Origin of the sequence: Glutamicibacter ardleyensis (assembly GCF_014644555.1) — a bacterium.
Lineage (GTDB): Bacteria > Actinomycetota > Actinomycetes > Actinomycetales > Micrococcaceae > Glutamicibacter > Glutamicibacter bergerei.
In genome coordinates this window covers 17024-38731 of record NZ_BMKX01000005.1, presented here as the reverse complement: position 1 = coordinate 38731, position 21708 = coordinate 17024, and the positions used below count along the sequence as shown (strand labels likewise).

The following is a 21708-nucleotide window of genomic DNA, read 5'->3' as shown; positions in this document are numbered from 1 at the left end:
CGCTGTGAACCCTAAGCCGTTAGGGTGTGGATTAATTTGACCCGGCGACTTGGAGCCATCCAATGGTTTCCAAAGGTATAAGTTGATAACCAGTGATACTGCGATCACGAGCAAATTCGTCACGCGGATGAATCGCGATGATGAGGAAGTCTGCGCCTACCTGCCACAATGTCCCTTCGGCAGCCATCTGGCCGCTGACATCGTAAATAACAACTCGTTGTCGATCGCGTAATACGCCACGAACTACGGCCGCAAATTTTATCGGGGATAAACGGCCACCCTGATTCAATTTCATCGATGGCACTCCGAGCGACCGTAATGCTAGCCAGCGAACCAACCATCGCGTCCCGTCGTTTTCCAAACAGAAGTACTCGGTGGCAACCGGTCCGAGCCGGGCATTGAGTTCTACTCCCCCGGTCAGCTTGACGTCCACGGTTGAGCTCTGCATCTCCAACAGACGGTTACGCATGTTTTCGGTAGCGCGCTCAACTCGGATACCTTCAGCTATTTCATCGCGTAATTGCGCTGCATGTTGTGCTTCCGCTTGCGCCTCAAGGTCTTCAAAGAAAGATTCCCACCGCATGCGCCAACTGTACGAGAGAAGAGTTTATTGCGAAACCCTCTTCCCTAAATTGACTTAAAGTGTCATGATCGATATCTAATAACATCAAATTGTATCTAACTCAACTAAGTGAGGCAAAGCAATGATCCGTCACAGGAGGACCTTCATCATTTGTTTGCTAGTCTCTGCTTGCTCTGTAGTTGCCCTTGCCGTGCTCGATTGGGTACGTTCCACCGGTCCGCGCTTCGAAGCGGACGGTGACCTCTTGCAGAACTCATTGATTCTTTTTCTCTGTGCGGCAGGCATCTGTGTGTTAACGGGTCTTCTCGCCTACGCAACGCTGCGCATCGCTATCTTCGCAGCACGACGCGGACATACCGGACTTTTAGAACTCTTTTGCCAGATAGCCCCAACGCTGACCCGTCGGATCTTAGGCTCCGTTGTGGGCACTAGCTTGGCATTCGCCTCTACCGGGCTCGCCCAAGCCGCACCCTCTGCCATTGCGCAAGTTTCCTCTTCTCAGAGCGAAGAACTTGCGGCGTTTTCAGATGACAGAGTTGCGGTGAACGCACAACCGAATACGACTGTTCCCACCCCTGGCTGGTTGCCCGGCTCGCTAAGTATTCCGATGAATCGGTTGATGGGTTCGGGAAAAGAGCGCAATCGGCCAGTACCCGATAAGGAAGTAGTGATCGTTGCGTCAGGGCAAACGCTGTGGAGCATTGCCCAACAAATGTTGCACAGCGACGGGTCGTCTGCAGAGATTGCCAAGTTGTGGCCGCAAATATACGAGATGAATCGCGAGGTGATTGGAGAAGATCCGAATATGCTCCAGCTCGGTCTTGAGCTGAAACTACCCGTTATCAACTAAGGAGGAAACCAAAGTGAGTATTGAATCAGACACGATCACCGAGCTCAGGACCGAATCGGCCAATCAAACTTGCGCCAATGTTCCGCTGCGTATCGCTTCAGGACATCGTGAGAATAATAAAGCGAGATCGCCCCAGCAAATTTCGCTGGCAATGGATCGGATCTTCCGCCGCCATGCGGTGACTACCTCCGAACGCAAAACCGTAATCGAGCTCTCACACGCTGTGTCTCGGGCCGTCTTTGAGATCATCGCCGGTTACCGCTCGGTGGGTCAATTAGCGTTTGTTATGGAACCCGAATGCGTGAAGAAACTTCGTGCCCAAGCGATTCTGCAAACCGGAGGATATACACTTCAGCCCGAACCCGGGACGAGTCATGGGCAAGTCCGATCACTGCACCTTTGGCCCACACTCTCTGGAGCCTATGAATGTTCGGTAATTATCGCGTTTAAACACCGCGTCCGCGCCGTAGCTCTCAGAATTGAGCCATGGCACGGACGGTGGCAGATCACAAGCGTCGAAACAATTTAGCGGCGCTTGGCCTTCTTGTTTTTCTTGGCTGCCTTAGCGGGATTGGAAGCCTGTTCAGCCTGAGTGCTAGCTTCACCGTCTTCGTCGGGCCCAGTGAACTGCAAGTTCTTTGGAGAAGCTGGCGTTTGTACCGCCGCAGGGCCGTCAGTATTGGTCTCGCTACTGGTAGGAACTTCGAGATTGAACAATGTTCCGATGCTTTCCTCGCGAATGGATTCCATCATGGTCTGGAACATGGTGAAGCCCTCGCGCTGATACTCGACCAATGGGTCACGCTGTGCCATGGCACGAAGGCCGATGCCTTCCTTGAGGTAATCCATTTCGTAGAGGTGCTCTTGCCATTTACGTCCAATGGTAGAAAGCACTACACGGCGCTCAAGATCACGCAGAACCTCAGAGCCAATGGCTTTTTCACGAAGTTCATACTGGTACTTAGCATCGGAAAGAATTTCCGTCTCCAAGAACTTTGGCGTTAGATGCCCCAGCCCGTTGACCTCTTCGACAACCTCGTCGATGGTCAAGCCAATGGGATAGAGCTGCTTGAGGTTCGTCCATAGCTGCTTCAGATCCCAGTCATCAGGATTACCAACCAAAGTCACTTCATTAACCATGGCGGTGACAACATCTTCGAGGAAGTGACCTACCTTCTCGTCGATATTGGCACCCTCTAGGATGGCACGACGATCAGCATAAATTGCTTCACGCTGACGGTTCATCACGTCGTCGTATTTCAGCACGTTCTTACGCTGTTCGGCGTTTACGCCTTCAACCTGAGCCTGAGCAGATTCGATTGCCTTAGAAACCATTTTTGATTCGAGTGCCACGTCATCTGGCATCGATGGATTGTTCATAATGCGTTCGGCCATACCGGAATTAAAGCGTCGCATCAGATCGTCGGTCATCGACAGGTAGAAACGCGATTCGCCCGGGTCACCCTGACGGCCGGCACGACCACGAAGCTGGTTGTCGATACGACGCGATTCGTGACGCTCAGTACCGAGTACGTAAAGTCCACCGAGTGAGGTGACTTCTTCCGCTTCGCTGGCAACGGTCTTTTTGGCCTTCGCAAAGACCTCGTCCCATAATTTGTTGTACTCTTCGGGATTATTCTCTGGATCTAGTCCGCGACGTTCCATCTCCGCTACGGCTAGGAACTCGGCGTTACCACCGAGCATAATATCGGTACCACGGCCAGCCATGTTGGTGGAGACGGTGACGCCGTTTTTACGACCTGCCATAGCGACTACGGCCGCTTCACGCGCGTGTTGCTTAGCGTTGAGTACTTCGTGGCGAATGCCTCGCTTAGCGAGCAGACGCGAGAGATACTCACTCTTTTCCACGCTGGTGGTACCAACAAGGATTGGCTGGCCACTTGCGTGACGTTCAGCGATATCTTCTACAACGGCGTCAAACTTAGAGATTTCATTCTTATAGATCAGGTCAGCCTGATCGTTTCGAATAGCCGGGCGGTTAGTGGGGATTTCCACCACGCCGAGCTTGTAGGTGCCCATGAACTCGGCGGCTTCGGTCTGAGCCGTACCTGTCATGCCCGAGATCTTTTCGTACATGCGGAAGTAGTTCTGCAACGTAATAGTGGCCAAGGTCTGATTTTCAGCCTTGATGCTGACATTTTCCTTGGCTTCGATTGCCTGGTGCATACCTTCGGAGTAACGACGACCTTCAAGTGCACGTCCGGTATGTTCATCAACAATCATGACTTCGTCGTTGACTACGACGTAGTCCTTATCCTTCTTGAACAGTTCCCTTGCCTTGATGGCGTTATTCAGGAAACCGATCAATGGCGTGTTGTTCGACTCGTAGAGGTTATCGATACCTAAATAGTCTTCGACTTTTTCGATGCCTGCTTCGAGCACACCAATGGTGCGCTTCTTCTCGTCGACCTCATAGTCGTCATCGCGGTCAAGGCGCTTCACGATTTTAGCGAATTCGGTGTACCAGCGGTTTACGTCGCCCGAAGCCTGACCCGAAATGATCAGTGGCGTACGAGCCTCATCAATCAGGATCGAGTCGACCTCATCAACGATGACAAAGTTGTGGCCACGCTGAACGAGTTCTTCCTTATTCCAGGCCATGTTGTCGCGCAGGTAGTCAAAGCCGAATTCGTTATTCGTACCGTAGGTAATGTCGTTTTCGTACTGCTTACGGCGAGCCGCAGGATCCATATTCGACAAGATGCAACCGCAGCTCAAACCGAGGAACCGGAAGACACGTCCCATAAGCTCTGATTGGTACTGCGCCAGGAAGTCATTGGTCGTCACCACGTGGACGCCCTTACCGGTCAGCGCATTGAGGTAAGCCGGTGCTGTCGCAACCAAGGTCTTACCTTCACCGGTACGCATTTCAGCGATATTACCCAGATGCAATGCGGCGCCACCCATGAGCTGTACGTCAAAGTGCCGCATGCCAAGGACTCGGTCAGAGGCTTCGCGCACCGCAGCAAAAGCTTCCGGAAGCAAAGCTTCGAGCTTCTCGCCTTCGGCTAGACGAGCACGGAACTTATCGGTTTCGGCTTTAAGCTCCTCATCCGACATTTCGCGAAATTCGTCTTCCAACGTATTGATCGTGTCGGCGTAAGCTCGAAGAGTCTTTAAAGTCTTCTTGTCGCCGGTACGTAAAATACGCTCTAGCAATGATGCCACGTGGTAGCTCCCAATATCTCAAGCACAGTAAATTCTGGCGTCTTTAGTCTACGTGAGGGAAACAGCACAATCTGCTATTTCCCGGGGCGATTTGATGTTCTACAAGCGAAAAAGAACTGCACTGACAGCCCGTTCACAGAAAATATTTCACTTCGCCTAAGCCGAGCCAATTGGCCATCCGCTCAAGTTCAAAATCGAGGGCCGCAGAAACTTCAGTCGGCGCATGACTCTCGTAATGCACCGAATTTACCTGTAATTCGCCGCCCGCGCGGTCCGCTTTTAGATCGACCCTACCAATGAAGCGGTCACCGTAAAGCATCGGAAATGCATAGTAGCCATACCTCCGCTTATCCTTAGGCACATAAATTTCGACACGGTATTCGAAATCAAAAAATAGTTCCAGGCGTCGCCGGTTGAAGACCATGGAATCGAATGGGGCCAATAAGCGCAGATCAGGTACGATATTCCGAGGAATTTTTGTCTCTGGCAACAGATAGCACTGTTCATTAATGTCTTGAACTTGCACCTTCTGGACTAGCCCGTGCTCTGCTAGAGATTCCAAAGCACTTCCCACTTCCTTTAGCGGAAGTCGGAAGTACTCTGCAATGCAGTGCTTAGTCCCGATCCCCTGGGCCGAAAGGGATTCCAAGACTAACCTTCGCAGCGCGTCTTCTTTAGCTCTACTTTCTACGTTCTGAAGAGTAGGCAAGACTACTTGCCCTAAAGCGAACAATCGTTCAAATCGTGAGTTTCTGCCTAACGCGAGAATTTTTCCCTGAGCAAAGAGCGATTCAGTGACGATCTTGGTGTCATTCCAATTCCATCCCCAGTGTTCTCGATCTTTCATCGCCGCTACGTCCAGAGCAATACTCAATTCACGAGCACTGGTGCCTGGGTGTGCTTCGAGATAGACAAGCACTCGGTCAGCCAATGCACTGAGCTCACTATCAAAACTTTCCGAACGGTCTACCCAGCGACGGCGCTGCCACGGAATAAGGTCCGGCACCAGATCACTACGCACATAACTGGCCTCATGAGCCCAGTATTCGGTGATTGGCCCATGCTGTTGCGACACAAGCGTGTCTAAAAGCGTGGTGTCGTAATGACCTAATCTTACGAACAGTGGAACGTAGTGGGCTCGCTTGACCACATTGATCGAATCGATCTGCAATTGCGCAATCCTGCCAAGAGTTCCTTTGAGATGCCTTGGGGAGATTTTTGCTTCGGTGCGGGGACGAGACAGACCTTGGGCGGCCAACGCGATTCTGCGGGCTTGAGGTAAGCCCAGAGTGCGTTGACCGCCCAGGTCGTTCGAGTTGTTAATGACTAACCCTCAGTTGCCAAAGCCTTATCGCGGTAGCCGCGAATTTCGGTTGGCAGTTCGTCGCTTTCACTCAATGAAGGGTCAAGGGTGATCACACCGTACTGGTACTGGGTTCGTCCGTAAACTACCGAGTGCGCACCGGAGGCTTCATCGATGAACAGGTAGAACGGGTGCCCAACTAGCTCCATGCGGTCTACTGCATCATCGACACTCATGACTTCTGCTGGGAAGACCTTGCGGCGAATAACAACTGGTGAGTATTCCGCTTCCTTCTCGTTAGCCTGAGCCTCAGCGATTGCTTGTGCTTCGAGAGTTTCTTCAACCAGCGACTTGCCGCTTTGCACTACCGGCAACGTACTGGTCGCCTCGTGAACTGCGATCGGCGCATGGTTTCCGCGATGCACTTTCTTCTTGTCACGTGCCTTGCGCAGTCGTTCAAGGAGCTTTGCGAATGCAATGTCGAATGCCGCAAATTTATCGGCTCCACGGGCTTCAGCACGAATGGCCGGCCCCTTGGAAACGACCGTCAATTCGACGCTGAGCGCTGTGCTCTGATTGCGTGCATGTGTTTCCTGGACAACTTTCACATCGATGCGCTGGACCTTACTGGCCAGCTGATCAACTTTCGTGATTTTCTCGTCCACGTACTCACGGAATCGATCCGAAACGGTGATATTACGTCCGCTGTAATTCAGCTCCATGGTGTCCTCCAATAGGGAGTCGGGTGACACAACAGCCCGGGGGTTTCCTCCCCCAAAGGCTGAAGATGGGCCTTCGCTGCATCTGTGATGCAACCCATACTTCACCCTATGCCACTTCCGTCAAGATTCAAGTACCCAACCGCTAGATTTCATATCGCGTTCAGCGAAATCGTTTAGTCCTCGTCATCGATAGGGGGTTTCGTATAGGCAAGAACGACCGCACCAACCACGTCATAACCGGCGTCAAAACAGGCAATCGCAGCTTTGCGCAACGTAGCTCCGGTAGTAGTTACATCATCGATCAGGAGGATCGGCTGCCTTAGTTCTGCCGGAATTTCGGCAATCAACGGCGAGTCGCCACCACGTCGAGCCGAACCTGACTTAGATTTCTGCGCTCCGCTCAAAAGACGCCCGAACCGATAGTGCAACAAGGGCGCCGTTCGAGTGTGCGCGGCCAGAAGGCCCCTACGTTGCGCCTCGTGCAGCATCACCTGGACCGGACGATAGCCACGAGTACCTATGGCACGCACTGAGCTGGGCATGGGAACCAACAACGTGGGTTGATCGAATAGTCGAGGAGGGCAGGCAGTGTTAATTGCGGCGGCCAGAAACGGCGCAAATTCTTGTGCCAAAAAATAGCGTTGCTGATTTTTGAAGGACAAGATCGCGCGGGCCAACTCGTTACGATAAATGCCGGTCGCACTGACCGGTAGCTGCCATTGAAGAGTAGGTAATTCAACATAGAACTGGAGTTGCTCACCGAGTGGGGGCAAAAATAATTGCTGGTGAACCTTGCGCCGGCATTCGGGGCACAGCCGAAAATCGGCACGCTCGCAAATTGCACAACTCGCAGGTAATAAAAGGTTTATCGTTTCGCGCACTGCAAACATCAGCCACCCAACACTGCGCGAATGTATTTGAGTGTCCAGAAAATTCAGTAGGCGTGACGGAACCGGCATACCTCAAGCTTGGAGGTGCTCGGTGCGTACGCAGTGAACTATTGGCGGTTTGTGGACTCAGCCCGGGTAGGCGACGTCTTTGGCATAATCATCTAGCGCATGCCAAGAATTGCCCACTCGAGTATAAAGTTCCTCGCTGGTTTCGGCATATACCGGTCGGAGGTCGCCTACACCAGAAGTTATACCGGTCATTCCCAAGAGAAGTCCCAAGCGTTCCGAACCATGTTCAAAGGTGAGCTGCTCGGCAGCTACCTGTTCGGTGGTGCTCAGTTTAGCCACGATAATTGACCGGTCCGAGTCCCAGACCGCCGTTGATACCGGAACGGAGGGGTAGACCTTCATTGGTTCATCGCTCAGGCCACGCGGAACGCCATCGGCGTCACGCACTATTCCGGCAATGTATACGGTTGATTCATTGTTCTTCTCGGCAACAATCAACGCCCTGGCCCCATCTCGGGAAATCGATAGCGAGGTTACTTTCGTATCCTCAAGCCACGACACGCTAATCGGGCGGGCTTCGCCTTGCCCGGCCACGTCTTCCGGAACTACTAGTAAGGGATGCTCCGCCGCGTTGTCCGCTGTCCAGGTCCAGCCAGCCACATCAATCGATGGCCGGATCAAGGCCCCGCCCGTAGCGGCCAGCCCGACTCGTCCACTTTCATTGATTGTCATCAACTGAGTGGATTTTCCGTTCAGGAAAGCGTATCTATTGCCCACCGCTGACATAGCCGGGTTGCGCGGGTGATAAGCCGAGATGTCTGGCACGCCACCGACGGGAATAATCGAACGTCCCTTGACGTACACCAGCGACTCGTTGGAGATCGCGATGAGTGTGTCTGGAGTACTTGGATTAATTTGCGCGGTAACAAAGTTCGCTGCTGGAGCGCCCAGGGTTACTTCGGTTTCCTCTTGCAACATGCGCACAGTACTGACCGAGGACAAGGCGGTCAGCGTTTGCTCTAGTTGTTGCTGCATCAATTGCTTCGCACGGTCGGAGGATTCCCGAATGCTTTCGGCGCTAAGGTCAACCGTCGCCACACCGTCTTGTACCGGCACTGCTGAACGCACAAGAGTGCTAGCTGGAGAAAAAGCAGAAACTACAGCGTTCTGCAGATAGGGTGCGGGGCCGGCCAGCAGCGCTTCCACCATGGAAGTCGTGGTGCCGGCGCCAGAGGTGAACCACCGGACGTCAGGCACCAAATAGTTGAAACTGGAGTCGTAAAAATAAATAGTCTGGGGCGAGAAAATCTTGCTGAAGGAGCTTGACTCAAGCATGATGCCGTCTGGGGCCTTTGAGATCCGCCATTGGTCTTCGACCTTGGTCACTTCAACATCCACCGCACGCGTGGAGTGCTCTGGTTCCTGGGTATAGACGCCCATCGCATCTATTTCGCCTGATATTTCAAGCTGTATCGTATACCGATTGCTGTCGGCCCCGGTCAGCACGTTCATTGCCTCGTAAATCAGGGTGCGGCTATCACCTCGCCAGTCGGCACCCAGTTCGGGAGTCATGAATTCGCGTGAGAGCGCATAATCTTCAAGGACCGAACGCCCGGCCTCAACAAACCCCTCAACGATACGCCGCGCGTCCGATCCCTCAGTGGGGCCTTGCGCGTCGAAGCGGAAGGGCTGGGACTCTTCCTGATTAGACTCGGCCTCGATCTGTTGCACCATCGAATTGCGCGGAATAGTAGCGCAACCAGCCAGTACTAAGAGTCCGGTCAGTATGAGTGCCAGGAGCTGAGGTAGACGTAGGCGCATTATTTACTCTCCCCTTGGCCGTCTGTTGGATCCATAGGTTTGAGGGAAATTTCATCCTCAATCAAAATATCTTCGTCATCCAAAATCAGTGGGGTGTAACCAATCTTTGGCACTTCGCCGGTCAGCGGGAAGGAATCCCCAAGCAATCCAACGATCTCTTCGGTCACGGACGGTTCCAGAGGAAGCGGTGAGGAGGAAATGGAATCGAATTCGGTTCGAGGTAAGGTGAGCCGGAATACCGATCCAACACCCTTCTTTCCCCAGGTTTCCAAACGTCCATCATGCAAGCGAGTGTCTTCCATAGAAATGGAAAGTCCCAGGCCGGATCCGCCCGTGGTGCGAGCGCGAGCCGGATCTGCGCGCCAGAATCGATCAAAAACGTGCTGGCTGGCTTCGGGACTCATACCGATGCCGTAGTCACGCACGGTGACCGCAACGGATGAGTCATTCTGTCCGATGGTGATATCAATGGGGTTCTGCTCACCATGCTCCACCGCGTTTAACACCAAGTTTCGTACAATGCGCTCCACTCGACGCGGATCAAATTCTGCGACACAGCCCTCCGCCGGGGCGTTAAATCGAATGATCGAACCGTACTCATCAGCGACCGGAGTGGCAATGTCGATCACCTTACGAACGATGACATTTAAATCAGTAGATTCACGATCAAGCACCGCGACTCCTGCATCGAACCGGGAGACTTCAAGCAGATCGTTGAGCAGGTTCTGGAATCGCTCGATTTGTTCGTACATCAGCTCCGCGGAACGTGAGGTGAGCGGATCAAAGTTCTCACGTGCATCGTGAATCAGCTCGGCTGCCATGCGCACCGTCGTCAGCGGGGTCCGCAATTCATGAGAAACGTCTGAAACAAAACGTTGTTGCATAGCCGAAAGATTATTGAGCGCCGTGATCTGTTCTTGCAGCGACTGCGCCATGTGGTTAAAGGCGGTTCCCAAACGTGCAACTTCGTCTTTACCCGCAACCTTCATTCTGCGATCAAGATCGCCGGCAGCAATACGTTCCGAAACATAAGCGGCATCGGCCACGGGACGAACTACGGTGCGGGAAACAGACCAAGAAATGAACCCAACGACCAACAGGAGCACTAGGCCGGTGAAGACCATGGCACGGTTGATGAATTCTAAGGTGCTTTGCACGCTGGACAAGTCATAAACCAGATAGAGTCCGTATTCACGGCCCGGCGGGATGAGTACCTTAGTGCCGATAATAATCCCGGGTTGCCGTTCAGAGTCCACGCCAAGCTCAATGGAACGCCAGAAAATCCCCGAATTGTTCTGAACGCTTTCGGCAAGATCGTCGGGAACAACGCGAGTTGTCAGGGAGCCTGACGCCGTTGGTCCTACATACAGGTTCTCATCGCCCGCCACCGGAACTGGTTTGAGCACGAAGTCACGGATCACCGTGGCTCCATCACCTTCAAGCGTGGCCAGTGTCGAGTTGACCAATGACTGGGTAGAGACACGGTCGGTGGTTGATGCCGATTCCAAAATAGAACGCGCCTGGGTCAGGCCACGTTCAGATTCTTTGGAAATCTGGTTGAAGCGTTCGCTGAAAAGCGCAGAGGAAATCTGGTTGGAAAGAAAGGCGCCGGCTGCTAACAGCGCTAATGAGGTAAAGAGCAGGGTGGAAATCACCGTGCGATACATCAAGTGTCGCTGCCAGCGCTGGCGAATCCATTCGATTGGTCGCCGAATCCAGAGCTTCAAGCGCAAGAATGCAGGAGCTACCGGAGGGACTTGGACACGCGCATCGACCGGCACAATCTCGTTTCCGGTCGTGGCGTGTTCACTCAACTTGCCGTACCAGCCTTGTAACCCACACCGCGAATGGTCTGAATGACCTGTGGCTTCTCGGGATCTACCTCAATTTTTGAACGCAAACGCTGCACGTGCACGTTGACCAGACGGGTGTCGGCAGCGTGACGGTAACCCCAGACTGCCTCCAATAGCTGTTCACGGCTAAAGACCTGCCAAGGCTTACGTGCCATGGTGACCAATAGGTCAAATTCCAAAGGAGTTAACGAAACTTGTTTATCCGCGCGGGTCACTCGGTGTCCGGCGACGTCAATGGAGACATCTCCTACGGTCAAAGTTTCTGCCGCATGAGTCTCATTCGGGCGTAAGCGTGCACGGACGCGCGCTACCAGCTCGGCTGGTTTAAATGGCTTGGGTACGTAGTCATCTGCCCCAGATTCTAGCCCGCGCACTACGTCGGCGGTATCTGATTTGGCCGTCAACATGACCACCGGTACATCAGATTCAGCACGGATCTGCTTGCATACCTCAATGCCGTCAATCCCAGGCAACATCAGGTCCAACAGGACTAGATCGGGATTTGATTCGCGGAATGCTTCTAGGGCTCCGGATCCGTCGTAACAGAATGATGCGTCAAAGCCGTCATTCTGTAGGACGATGCCGATCATCTCCGACAGCGCCTCGTCATCGTCGACGACTAAAATCCGAGCCTTCATACAACATCCCCCTGAAACCGAAAGCATTGGCATAAGCCACGAGACCTAAACGGGTACTTTTACTTTCCCCACTCTTTCTAAGATACATGATGCACCCCCACTTTCGTGGTGTGACCGCACGAATCAAGACTTCTTCTATGCATCCACTCGGGTTTGATCCAGAGCTTGGGCATAACCGGTGAGGTGTTGCAGGCACTCAATGACCTGGCTAGAGCTAGAGTGAGCGAAGCTCGTAGCCGGCATGAGTGTTAGTTGGCCTAGGCGCGTCAACGGAAGACCTAATTGCTGCCACGGACGCAACACGTGATGCACGCCTTCGACCACGCCAGGTGCTCGCATACCCGGGGTTAAGAGTTGCAAATAAATTTGTGAACCGGATTCGATCAAAGATGCCATCCGCTCCCATCGCGGGTGGTTCATCGATGGTGGGTCAATCAAATACCCGTTGACACCTGCCTGATGCAGAATATCAACGCGTTTGATCCAGTCAGTATCGGCTCCGGGCAGGTTAACGATCACGCTGGTGCCCTCAATCTGTGCCATGGTTTGCACAAATTGAGCATAAACTTCGCGGACTTCGGCGCGCGGGATTGAACGCAGCGTGCGATATCCACTGGCGGTGGGAAGCGTTCCATCAAGTACGCCGGGAAGCTCAGGCTCGTCAAGTTGAACCGTGAACTGTCTAATCGAGGTGCTTGAACGCAGGCGGAGAAAATGTTGCTTTACCCCGTCTGCATAGGCCTGAAGAATGTCTCGTCGGGCACCGTGATCAATCAAGATTCGCTCGCCGTGGCTCAAATACAGTCCCGCTGCTAACGACCATGGTCCCAGCACCGAAACTTTGAGGCGTTGAGCTGGCTTCTTCTCGGCTCCCAGAACGTCGGCAACCAGGTTTTCGTCGCTTCTGAGGAAACTACGAGCTCGGCGGGCATCAATGCCATCGCCAACACCGATGCGCCAACCATGAGGCTGCAAATCGAATCCCATGTCGCTAACCATCGAGGTACTTCGCCCCAAAGGGTCTGCGCCTACTCCACGTTCGGCCAGCTGTGGCATGACCGCAAGATTTGGTTCGCCTAGTTCCCCACGAACAACCTTATGGATCTCCATCGGTTCCTGCCCCGGAAAGTGGCAGAACGAAGTGACGAAAACATCCGAGCGGGCGAAATCGTCACCGGTTTCAGTCATTTTTATGCGCGTCAGAAATGTTTTGGTGGTGTCGGATTACTTCGGAAATAACGAAGTTCAAAAACTTCTCCGCAAATTCCGGGTCAAGGTGCGCCTCATGGGCTAGCGAACGCAGCCGCTGAATTTGTGCTTTTTCACGGTTTGGGTCGCTTGGCGGCAGATCGTGGCGAGCTTTCAGTAGCCCCACACGCTGGGTGGCTTTAAAACGTTCGGCAAGCAGATAGACCAGCTGGGCATCAAAATTATCGATGCTCCCGCGGATTGCATATAACTCGTCGAGGACTGCCTGCTCAACCTCTCCAGGCAGGGAGCTGGCATGCGGGTCGAATTCCTCGCTGGGCACAGTATTGTTCGGCTCGCTCATGGTCTTTAGTTTACGTGTTCACCTCCTATATTTCCCATTAAGTGACGATGCCCCGACAACCAAGATCGGTTGTCGGGGCAAAAACGTTAACTACGCCTAAGCGCGGTTCAGTTCTTCAATCAGCTTGCGTCGCTCGGCCTGTTCGCGGGGGTCCGGAACCGGCAGGGAAGCGATCAAACGCTGGGTATAGTCGTTCTGCGGATTCGAGAGAACTTGCGAGCCAAGACCCTCCTCGATCAATGAACCGCGGTATAGCACGCCCACCCACGAGGCCAGCATGTCAACGACTGCTAGGTCGTGGGAGACGAACAAGGCTGCGAAGCCAAGCTCGGTTTGAAGCTCACGGAACAAATCCAAAACCTTCGCCTGTACCGAAACGTCCAACGCACTGGTTGGTTCATCAGCGATCAACAATTTTGGTTCAAGTGCCAAGGCACGCCCCAAAGATGCACGTTGACGCTGCCCGCCGGAAAGCTCATGCGGATAACGGTCTGCATAAGCACCTGGCAATTGAACCGCTTCTAAGAGCGAAGCAACTTTTGCCCGGGTCTGTGATGGATTCAGATCTCGGTGCACGTTCAGCGGTTCGGCGACGCATTCACCCACAGTCAGATGCGGGTTAAAGCTTGCCGCCGGATCTTGGAACACAAACCCAATCTGCTTACGCAGTGGTTTGAAGCTTCGTTCTTTGTACTGCGCCATTTCATAGCCCAACACATTAAGTGAGCCATCGGTGATCTTGTTCAGACCCGCGATACTGCGACCAATGGTCGTCTTACCGGAACCTGACTCACCGACCAGTCCATAGACTTCACCGGCATGAATTTTTAGATCCACTCCGTTGACCGCGGTAAAACCTGGGGCACCCATGCGCCCTGGGAAGTGCACGCGTAAGCCCTTGGCCTCGACCAGTACCTCAGCCCGAGAATGTGGTCGTTCGTTCAAACCTTCTGAGGAAGAATTGCGTCCCAGGTGTGGGACCGCCGCAAGCAATGACTTGGTGTAGTCATCTTGCGGGTTTTCGAAAAGCTCAACTGCTGGAGCTTGCTCCACGACCTGCCCGTGATTCATCACGATGACCCGATCGGCAATATCGGCAACCACACCCATATTGTGGGTAATGATCACGATTGCCGTACCCAACTCGTCGCGAAGGTTGCGGAGCAAGGCCAAGATTTCTGCCTGTACCGTGACATCCAACGCGGTGGTCGGTTCGTCGGCAACAATCAGAGCTGGTTTCAGTGCCAGCGCCGAAGCGATGACCACACGCTGTTTCTGTCCGCCGGAGAACTGGTGCGGATAGTAATCCACCCGTTGTTCGGGATCCGGAATACCTACCTGTCGCATTGCCTCGATGGCGCGTGCTTTGGCTTCCTTCTTCGACACCTTGGTGTGCGCGCGGATGCCTTCCATAATCTGCCAGCCCACGGTGTACACCGGGTTCAGTGCGGTGGAGGGCTCCTGGAAAATCATCGACACATCGCGGCCTCGCGCTGCGCGCAAAGCTGAGCCATGAAGCGTGAGCATATTTTTGCCCTTGAGGTACACCGCTCCATGCGAAGCACCATTCTCGGCCAAAATGCCTAGCGCGGTGCGCGCGGTCACCGATTTACCGGATCCGGATTCGCCAACGATGGCCAGGATCTCCCCCGGTTTGACGCTCAGATCAACACCGCGAACCGCCGGGACTGCCCCGGCATCGGTGACAAAGTCGATGTTCAAGTCTTCAATGCGCAACACATCATCGTTGCTTTGCGGATCTGTATTCAGTTTCTTGTTCACCGGGTGACTCCTGCCTGCGTGATGCGCTGTGCTTTTTTGCGGCTAAAACGGCGCAACCGTGGATCGTTCAAATCATTCATTGATTCGCCCACCAGGGTCAGGCCCATCACCGTTAATACGATGGCAAGGCCAGGGAACAATCCGGTCCACCAGATGCCACTGGTGGCGTCAGACATCGCGCGGTTGAGGTCGAAGCCCCATTCTGAGGCAGCAGTCGGTTCGATGCCGAACCCCAAGAAGCCCAACCCTGCCAAGGTGAGCAGCGCTTCGGTCGCGTTCAAGGTGAAGATCAATGGCAGTGTGCGGGTGGCGTTACGCAATAGGTGCGTGAACATCACGCGCCACGGGCTTGAGCCAATAACTTGTGCCGACTCCACGAATGGTTCTGCCTTCAGTCGCATGACCTCGGCGCGAACCACACGGAAATACTGCGGGATGAAGACCACGGTGATGGAAATCGCCGCTGCCATGATGCCGCCCCACAGGCTTGATTGCCCCTGAGAAATCACAATCGACATAACGATGGCAAGGAGCAAGGAAGGGAAAGCGTAGATCGCGTCAGCCAGGACCACCATGATGCGGTCAAACCAGCCGCCGAGGTAACCGGAGATCAGGCCCAGCAGGACACCGATAAATAGGGACATCAGCACGGCGGCAATAATGACCCAGATCGCGGTACGTGCACCATACATGGTGCGTGAAAATACGTCGTAGCCGGTGACGGTGGTGCCCCAAATAAATTTGTCATCGGGTGCCGATTGACGCGGGAAGTCACCTGACATATCGGAGGATTGCGCAAAGTCGAACGGAGCAATCAATGGAGCAAAAAGCGCCGACACGATGAACAGCACCGATAGTACGAGGCCTGCGATGAGCATTCCGCGTTGCAGGCCAGAGGACATGCGCAAGTGCGAAACTACCGGGAGCCTAGCGAACCAGGGCTTACGGGCTGAAGCTAGCGAAGGGATACTCATGGTTAGTACCTGACTCTCGGATCGATCAGGGCCGCAAGGATGTCAACAATAAAGTTGGTGACAGCCACGATAATTGCGAGCACCACCACGATGCCCTGCACGGCGACAAAGTCACGGGCGGTGAGATACTCAGCGAGTTTAAAGCCGAGTCCGGCCCATTCGAAGGTGGTCTCGGTCAGTACCGCACCACCGAGCAACATAGCGATCTGCAGACCCATCACGGTGATGATCGGGATCAACGCCGGGCGGTAAGCGTGCTTGGTCACCAAGCGGAATTCACTGACACCACGGGAGCGTCCGGCTTCCACATATTCGCGGCCCAGCGTTCCGATCGCATTGGTGCGCACTAGGCGCAAGAACACGCCACCGGTGAGCAGGCCCAAGGCCAAAGCAGGAAGTAGCGCGTGGGCAGTGACATCGCCTAGGGCGGCCATATTGCCGCTACGTAAGGCGTCCAACCAGTAAATTCCGGAAGGGTTCTGCAGTCCAGTCAGCGCTAGTTCGGTCTGCCAATCGGCGCGACCACTAATTGGCAGCCAACCGAGCCAGACCCCAAAAATTAGCTTCAGCAGCAACCCGGCAAAGAACACCGGGGTGGCGTAGGAAAGAATTGCCAAGATTCGCAATACTGCATCGGGGTAGCGATCACGGAATTTTGCGGCCACGAGGCCCAGGGGAATGCCCACTGCGAGAGCGACGATGACCGCGTTAATAGCCAGTTCTAAGGTGGCCGCGCCGTAGGTGACCAGTACTTCGGTCACTGCACGATTATCGCTCATCGTTCGTCCGAGGTTTCCGGAGAATACTTGACCTAGATATTCAATGTATTGAATAAAGACTGGACGGTCGTAGCCAGCCTCATGGATTCTTATAGCTAGTTGGTCAGGGGTTAGGCGTCCACCCATGGCCGCGGTAATTGGATCACCGGTGACGCGCATGAGGAAGAAGACCACCGTGATGAGGATAAAAACGGTGGGAATGATCAGCAGAAAGCGGGTAATCAGATAGCGGAGGAAACCTCCGCCTTTCTGCTTCGCTGGTTTGCGCGCAGGTGTCGGGCTAGGTGTTGTGCCCGTTTGCGACGTGATTGTCATCTTTTGTCCTTAGTATCAGGATCAGAATTTTGGTGCTTGGTCCAAAGTGGACATGCCAAGGGGATCTACCTGTGGAGCAGAAACTTCTGCACTTGGGTAGATCCCCTGGTCTTAGGTGTTCTTATGGCGAGGCAGAGACTACTTGCTCAGCACGCCAAGGCGGAACTTGAAGGATGCGTCCAAGGTCTTTTCAACACCCTGAACGTCCTTGCCCGCTACTGCTACCTGCGAGCCCTGCAACAATGGCAAGGTCGACAGATCTTCGGCGACCATGGTCTGTAGCTTCTCGATCGATGCGGTACGTTCTGCAACGTCGGACTGACCGCGCTGCTCGGAAATCAACGAGTCGACTTCCTTATTGTCGTAGCCATTGGACAGGAAGTTGTCGGTGGCGAAGAACGGCGACAGGTAGTTGTCAGCATCCGAGTAGTCAGGGAACCAACCCAGCTGGTAGGCCGGGTAGTCGGTGACACGCTGCTTCTGGTAGGTAACCCACTCGGTCGACTTCAGGTCAACATCGAAGAGGCCATCTGCTTCAAGCTGCTTTTCAACCAGTGCGTACTCGTCACCGGAGTTCGGTCCGTAGTGGTCCGGGTTGTACTGCAACGCCAGCTTGACCGGAGTCTTTACTCCTGCGTCTTCTAGAGCCTTCTTGGCCTTGGCAGCATCTGGCTTTCCATCGGTACCGTACATGTCCTTCAACGGCTCAATTGCACCGGTGAAGCCCTGTGGGACGTAGGAATAGGCCGGGGTGTAAGTGTCCTTGTAAACATTCGTGGCGATTGACTGACGGTCTACCAGGTGTGCAGCAGCCTGGCGTACTGCCAAGGACTTAGCCGGATCAGCATCGGTGGTCTTAGCGCCAAACGGCATGGAGTCGAAGTTGAAAACGATGTAGCGAAGCTCGCCACCGGGGCCCTTATGGACCGCAAGGTTTTCTTCCTTGCCTAGGTCTTCAATGTCGGTTGGCGTCAGTGAACGCCAAGCAACGTCGATCTTGCCCTCTTGAACCTCGAGTTTGAGGTTATTGGCATCGGCGTAGTACTTGATTGCCGCTTTGGAGTTTGCCGGAGCACCAAGCACGCCTTGGTACGCGTCATTAGCAGCGAAGGAGATCAAGTTGTTCTTGTTGTAAGAATCGATGGTGTACTGGCCACCGAAGGCCTTAGCGTCAACGATTTCTTTGTCATCCAGCACCTTGTCGGCTGGGAAGACCTCATCATCAACGATGGGTCCAACCGGCGAAGTGAGCACCTGTGGGAAGGTCTGGTCTTCGGCTACCTTGAGCTTGAAGACCACGGTGGTGGCATCCGGAGCTTCAACCGATTCCATGTTGCCTAACAGCGAGGAAGGGCCGTTCGGGTCAGCAATCTTTAGCTGGCGGTCGAAGGAAAACTTCACGTCCTTGGAGTCCAAGTCGTGGCCGTTAGCCCACTTGAGACCAGCCTTCAGCTTCACCGTGAATTCGGTGGGGCTGGTGTACTCGGCCGACTCGGCCATGTCGTTGGAGGGATCTGGAGAGCCTGGCTCCGAGTTCAGTACAAATGGGTAGATCTGGTTCATGACCATGAACGAACCGTTGTCGTAGGAAGCCGCTGGGTCAAGCGACGTTACCTTGTCAGTGGTGCCCAGGGTGATGGGGGCACTGCTGGCTTCATCGGATCCGCCGTTGCCCGCGTCATTCGACGATGGACCGGTACAACCGGTCAGGGCGAGGGCGGAAATGCCGATAACGGCAGCTGCGAGTCGCATACCGTTCTTTTTGCTGGCCATGAGCAATCCTTCTCTTGTTGTAGAACATGTGCGGAGTGATAGTTAGCACATGCTTCATACAGCCTAGGTGATTGAGGTCACCAAAGGCGAATGAATAACCCGATTTTCCCACATAAATTGAGATCTGGCTCGCACCATCAGGTGACCCGCGCCTCGCTTTGTCTTGCATGTAGCGCAGCCGAGAGCAAAGACATATACCGAACAAAGTCCCCGTACTCTAGGCTTGGACACGATGATGACACGTAGAGATGCAGCAATTGCGTTGGATATTCCCATGGAAATGGCCAAGCGCCATGGCATTGCCCCGCGCATGAGCGAGAAGGAATTTGCCGAGCTCAATGCAAACCCACCGGCCTGGTTAGTGCAGTCTCGGGCGAACCGCAAAGCCGGAGCCCGCCCAGTATGGGTCCACCTCACCTGCATCGTCTGCGGGCAGGACGAATACGAACGTCCCAAGAAATGGTGGCCAAACTTCGACTTCGTGCACTGCGCCATTCACTCTCCAGCACAACTTCCGGCACTAGACTCTGGGAAAACCCGCGTGGAGTACCAAGACATTTCCGCACGCATGTTTGGCATCGTCGACGAAGACGGCAACTAAGCTTTCGCAGTAGATCAAAAGGCTGGGCTCAAGAATCATTTATGGATTCTTGAGCCCAGCCGTTTGTATTTCTTAGAAGATTTCTTGGCTCATGCCACACTTCTGCGCTTGCTAAGTTGCACCGATAAAAGCCAGTTCTGCCTGACCATCTGCATATCCCATAACCCGGGAATTAGGCAGTGAAACCCGAATATTATTCGGGAACAGCAATTCCTACTTGCTTCATTTCTGGACGAGGCCCTTCTGCGCAGGATTCAACGGCTATCCCCTGCGCCGGCGCTTCGCGTGGTGTCATGATCGCAAAGTCGAAAGGTTCTTCATCAGGAACCCGCAGCTCTGAACCAGCAAACTGGCTCTTCAGGAATAAGAGTGTAACCACCTGAAACCAACACCCCGATTCCCGGGCATGTCGCCGAGCACGAAAAAGTCGAGGTCTTCCAGAAGAATGGAAGTTACCACACTAGCCATTTTCGAAAGACCTCGACGTTGCTCAATCCTACCTTCACCGCACCAGACCTCACCACTTTCACCAATCTTGACGGCTTGGGACTGACCGCAATCGGGCAACACCTGAGCGCAGCGAAAGCCGAAATCCTCTGCCACGTCACCAACCCGACCCCTTGGTGCCAAACCTGCGGAGCAGCAGGCATTCCACGCGATACCGTCACCCGCCGCCTCGCCCACGAACCATTGGGCTGGCGTCCCACTGTCCTAGTCATCAAACACCGCCGCCACCGTTGCGCCAATTGCCAACGAGTCTGGCGTGAAGAGCTGTCCCAAGCAGTAGCGCCACGCCAGAAAATCAGCAGGACCGGGCTACGCTGGGCGCTGGTTGGACTGGTCTGCCACCACTTGTCAGTCTCCCGAATTGCCGAAGGCCTCGGCGTCACCTGGAATACCGCCAATGAGGCTGTGCTGGCTGAAGGTCAACGCTTACTGATTGATGATCCAACCCGCTTCGACGGGGTCAAAGTGCTGGGAGTCGATGAACATGTTTGGCGGCATACCCGAACCGGCGACAAATACGTCACCGTGATTGTGGACCTCACCGCGGTGCGTGACGGCACCGGTACCGCACGACTGATCGACATGGTCCCTGGAAGATCCAAAGCTGTATTCAAAACCTGGCTGGCTGATCAAGAAGAACAATGGAAACAGGGCATTGAAGTCGTCGCAATGGACGGTTTCACCGGCTTCAAAACAGCTGCCGTCGAGGAGCTACCCCACGCGGTGGAGGTGTTGGATCCATTCCATGTAGTCAAACTAGGTTCCGAGGCGCTGGACCAGACCCGGCAACGGATTCAACGTGAGCAACATGGGCGTCGAGGACGCAAGGATGACCCGCTTTACAAGTGCAGGCGAACGCTGACCACGGGACTATCCTTGGCTACGGAAAAGCAGAAGACCAAGCTTGAAGACCTGTTCAAGGAGCCGGAGTATGAGCCGGTTCAATTGGTCTGGAGCGTGTATCAGAAGATGGTGGATGCCTACCGGCAACCGAAGCCCGAGGTCGGACGGTGGGCCTTGGAGCAACTGATCAACGAAGTTGGCACGAAGGTACCGAAAGGGTTGCCGGAGCTGAAAAAGCTCGGCGGCACCCTGCGCAGGAGGAAGACGGACATTCTCGCGTACTTTGATCATATTGGTAGTTCGAATGGTCCTACCGAGGCTTTGAATGGCAGGTTGGAGCATCTGCGAGGTATCGCGTTGGGGTTCAAGAATCTGGCGCACTATATCGCCCGGTCGTTGTTGGAGACCGGTGGGTTTAGACGGCGTTTACACCCTCAATCCTGAAGAGCCAGCAAACTAGCTGATGGCTCCTACCCTAGGTCACTTCCGAAAACTCAATTGCCTGCTGTGGACAACCCATGCGTCAAACGACCTAGACAGCACCGTCCAATCAAAAACGTAACTACCCTGAGGTTCATTGTCTAAGTAGAGGAAAAGCTGACGTCAATTGCCCCAAAAAAAATCTCACCCTGATCCAGAATGGATCGTTGTATTGAGTTCGGTTCTGAACCATTCGTTCACCCCACATGCCAGGTATCAGTGATCAAAACTTCGAGCTACTACT

The 21708-nt window shown here is 54.1% G+C and carries 18 protein-coding genes; 4 read left to right on the top strand and 14 right to left on the bottom strand.

The features are described from left to right. Nucleotides 1–31: 31 nt before the first annotated feature. The gene (locus IEX04_RS10705) at nt 32–583 is read right to left on the bottom strand and encodes a hypothetical protein (protein WP_188685698.1); all 552 of its coding nucleotides are present in this window, start codon (nt 581–583) and stop codon (nt 32–34) included. Nucleotides 584–773: 190 nt separating this feature from the next. Between IEX04_RS10705 and IEX04_RS10700 the strand changes: the two genes are divergently transcribed. Then, a complete protein-coding gene (locus IEX04_RS10700) occupies nt 774–1433 on the top strand; it encodes a LysM peptidoglycan-binding domain-containing protein (RefSeq protein WP_188685696.1) in 660 nt (219 codons plus the stop codon). 13 nt (nt 1434–1446) lie between these two features. Further along, nucleotides 1447–1962 (top strand): Rv3235 family protein, encoded by a 516-nt coding sequence (locus tag IEX04_RS10695; protein WP_096257147.1) that lies wholly within the window; start codon nt 1447–1449, stop codon nt 1960–1962. Here IEX04_RS10695 and secA read toward each other — a convergent pair. The 13 genes from secA to IEX04_RS10630 all read right to left on the bottom strand — a co-directional run bounded on the left by secA (nt 1959) and on the right by IEX04_RS10630 (nt 19033). After that, the gene (gene secA / locus IEX04_RS10690) at nt 1959–4622 is read right to left on the bottom strand and encodes a preprotein translocase subunit SecA (protein WP_096257148.1); all 2664 of its coding nucleotides are present in this window, start codon (nt 4620–4622) and stop codon (nt 1959–1961) included. The two genes, IEX04_RS10695 and secA, sit on opposite strands and share 4 nt — an antisense overlap. A gap of 133 nt (nt 4623–4755) precedes the next feature. Then, nucleotides 4756–5793 carry a winged helix-turn-helix domain-containing protein gene (locus IEX04_RS10685; RefSeq protein WP_170947913.1) on the bottom strand — a complete coding sequence of 346 codons (1038 nt, stop codon included), beginning with the start codon at nt 5791–5793 and terminating at the stop codon, nt 4756–4758. 155 nt (nt 5794–5948) lie between these two features. Next, complete coding sequence (gene hpf, locus IEX04_RS10680; protein ID WP_096257150.1) at nt 5949–6647, bottom strand: ribosome hibernation-promoting factor, HPF/YfiA family; 699 nt, start codon at nt 6645–6647, stop codon at nt 5949–5951. 173 nt (nt 6648–6820) lie between these two features. Continuing rightward, nucleotides 6821–7420 carry a ComF family protein gene (locus IEX04_RS10675; protein ID WP_096257151.1) on the bottom strand — a complete coding sequence of 200 codons (600 nt, stop codon included), beginning with the start codon at nt 7418–7420 and terminating at the stop codon, nt 6821–6823. A gap of 243 nt (nt 7421–7663) precedes the next feature. Further along, entirely contained in the window at nt 7664–9367 is a 1704-nt protein-coding gene (locus tag IEX04_RS10670; protein ID WP_188685694.1) for an LpqB family beta-propeller domain-containing protein, read from the bottom strand. Continuing rightward, complete coding sequence (gene mtrB, locus IEX04_RS10665) at nt 9367–11181, bottom strand: MtrAB system histidine kinase MtrB (protein WP_188685692.1); 1815 nt, start codon at nt 11179–11181, stop codon at nt 9367–9369. Before mtrB ends, IEX04_RS10670 begins: the two co-directional genes overlap by 1 nt. Then, nucleotides 11178–11858, bottom strand: coding sequence for an MtrAB system response regulator MtrA (gene mtrA, locus IEX04_RS10660; RefSeq protein WP_096257154.1), 681 nt, complete (start codon nt 11856–11858; stop codon nt 11178–11180). The genes mtrB and mtrA overlap by 4 nt, the downstream gene beginning before the upstream one ends. A gap of 135 nt (nt 11859–11993) precedes the next feature. Further along, complete coding sequence (locus tag IEX04_RS10655) at nt 11994–13046, bottom strand: uroporphyrinogen decarboxylase/cobalamine-independent methonine synthase family protein (RefSeq protein ID WP_194446447.1); 1053 nt, start codon at nt 13044–13046, stop codon at nt 11994–11996. Further along, nucleotides 13039–13410: a chorismate mutase gene (locus IEX04_RS10650; protein ID WP_096257156.1), complete on the bottom strand. Its 372-nt coding sequence runs from the start codon at nt 13408–13410 to the stop codon at nt 13039–13041. The genes IEX04_RS10655 and IEX04_RS10650 overlap by 8 nt, the downstream gene beginning before the upstream one ends. 96 nt (nt 13411–13506) lie before the next feature. Continuing rightward, nucleotides 13507–15192, bottom strand: coding sequence for an ABC transporter ATP-binding protein (locus IEX04_RS10645; RefSeq protein WP_188685689.1), 1686 nt, complete (start codon nt 15190–15192; stop codon nt 13507–13509). Beyond that, nucleotides 15189–16166 (bottom strand): ABC transporter permease, encoded by a 978-nt coding sequence (locus IEX04_RS10640; RefSeq protein WP_096257158.1) that lies wholly within the window; start codon nt 16164–16166, stop codon nt 15189–15191. Before IEX04_RS10640 ends, IEX04_RS10645 begins: the two co-directional genes overlap by 4 nt. 2 nt (nt 16167–16168) lie before the next feature. After that, nucleotides 16169–17260, bottom strand: coding sequence for an ABC transporter permease (locus IEX04_RS10635; RefSeq protein ID WP_096257159.1), 1092 nt, complete (start codon nt 17258–17260; stop codon nt 16169–16171). Nucleotides 17261–17398: 138 nt separating this feature from the next. Further along, on the bottom strand, nt 17399–19033 hold the full coding sequence (locus tag IEX04_RS10630) for an ABC transporter substrate-binding protein (RefSeq protein WP_188685687.1): 1635 nt from the start codon (nt 19031–19033) through the stop codon (nt 17399–17401). A gap of 232 nt (nt 19034–19265) precedes the next feature. Between IEX04_RS10630 and IEX04_RS10625 the strand changes: the two genes are divergently transcribed. Both IEX04_RS10625 and IEX04_RS10620 read left to right on the top strand, forming a co-directional pair. Then, nucleotides 19266–19634, top strand: a complete 369-nt coding sequence (locus tag IEX04_RS10625) for a hypothetical protein (protein WP_096257161.1) — start codon at nt 19266–19268, stop codon at nt 19632–19634. A 486-nt stretch (nt 19635–20120) separates the two neighbouring features. Then, a complete protein-coding gene (locus IEX04_RS10620; RefSeq protein ID WP_188685685.1) occupies nt 20121–21428 on the top strand; it encodes an ISL3-like element ISAar19 family transposase in 1308 nt (435 codons plus the stop codon). The last annotated feature ends 280 nt before the right edge of the window (nt 21429–21708 follow it).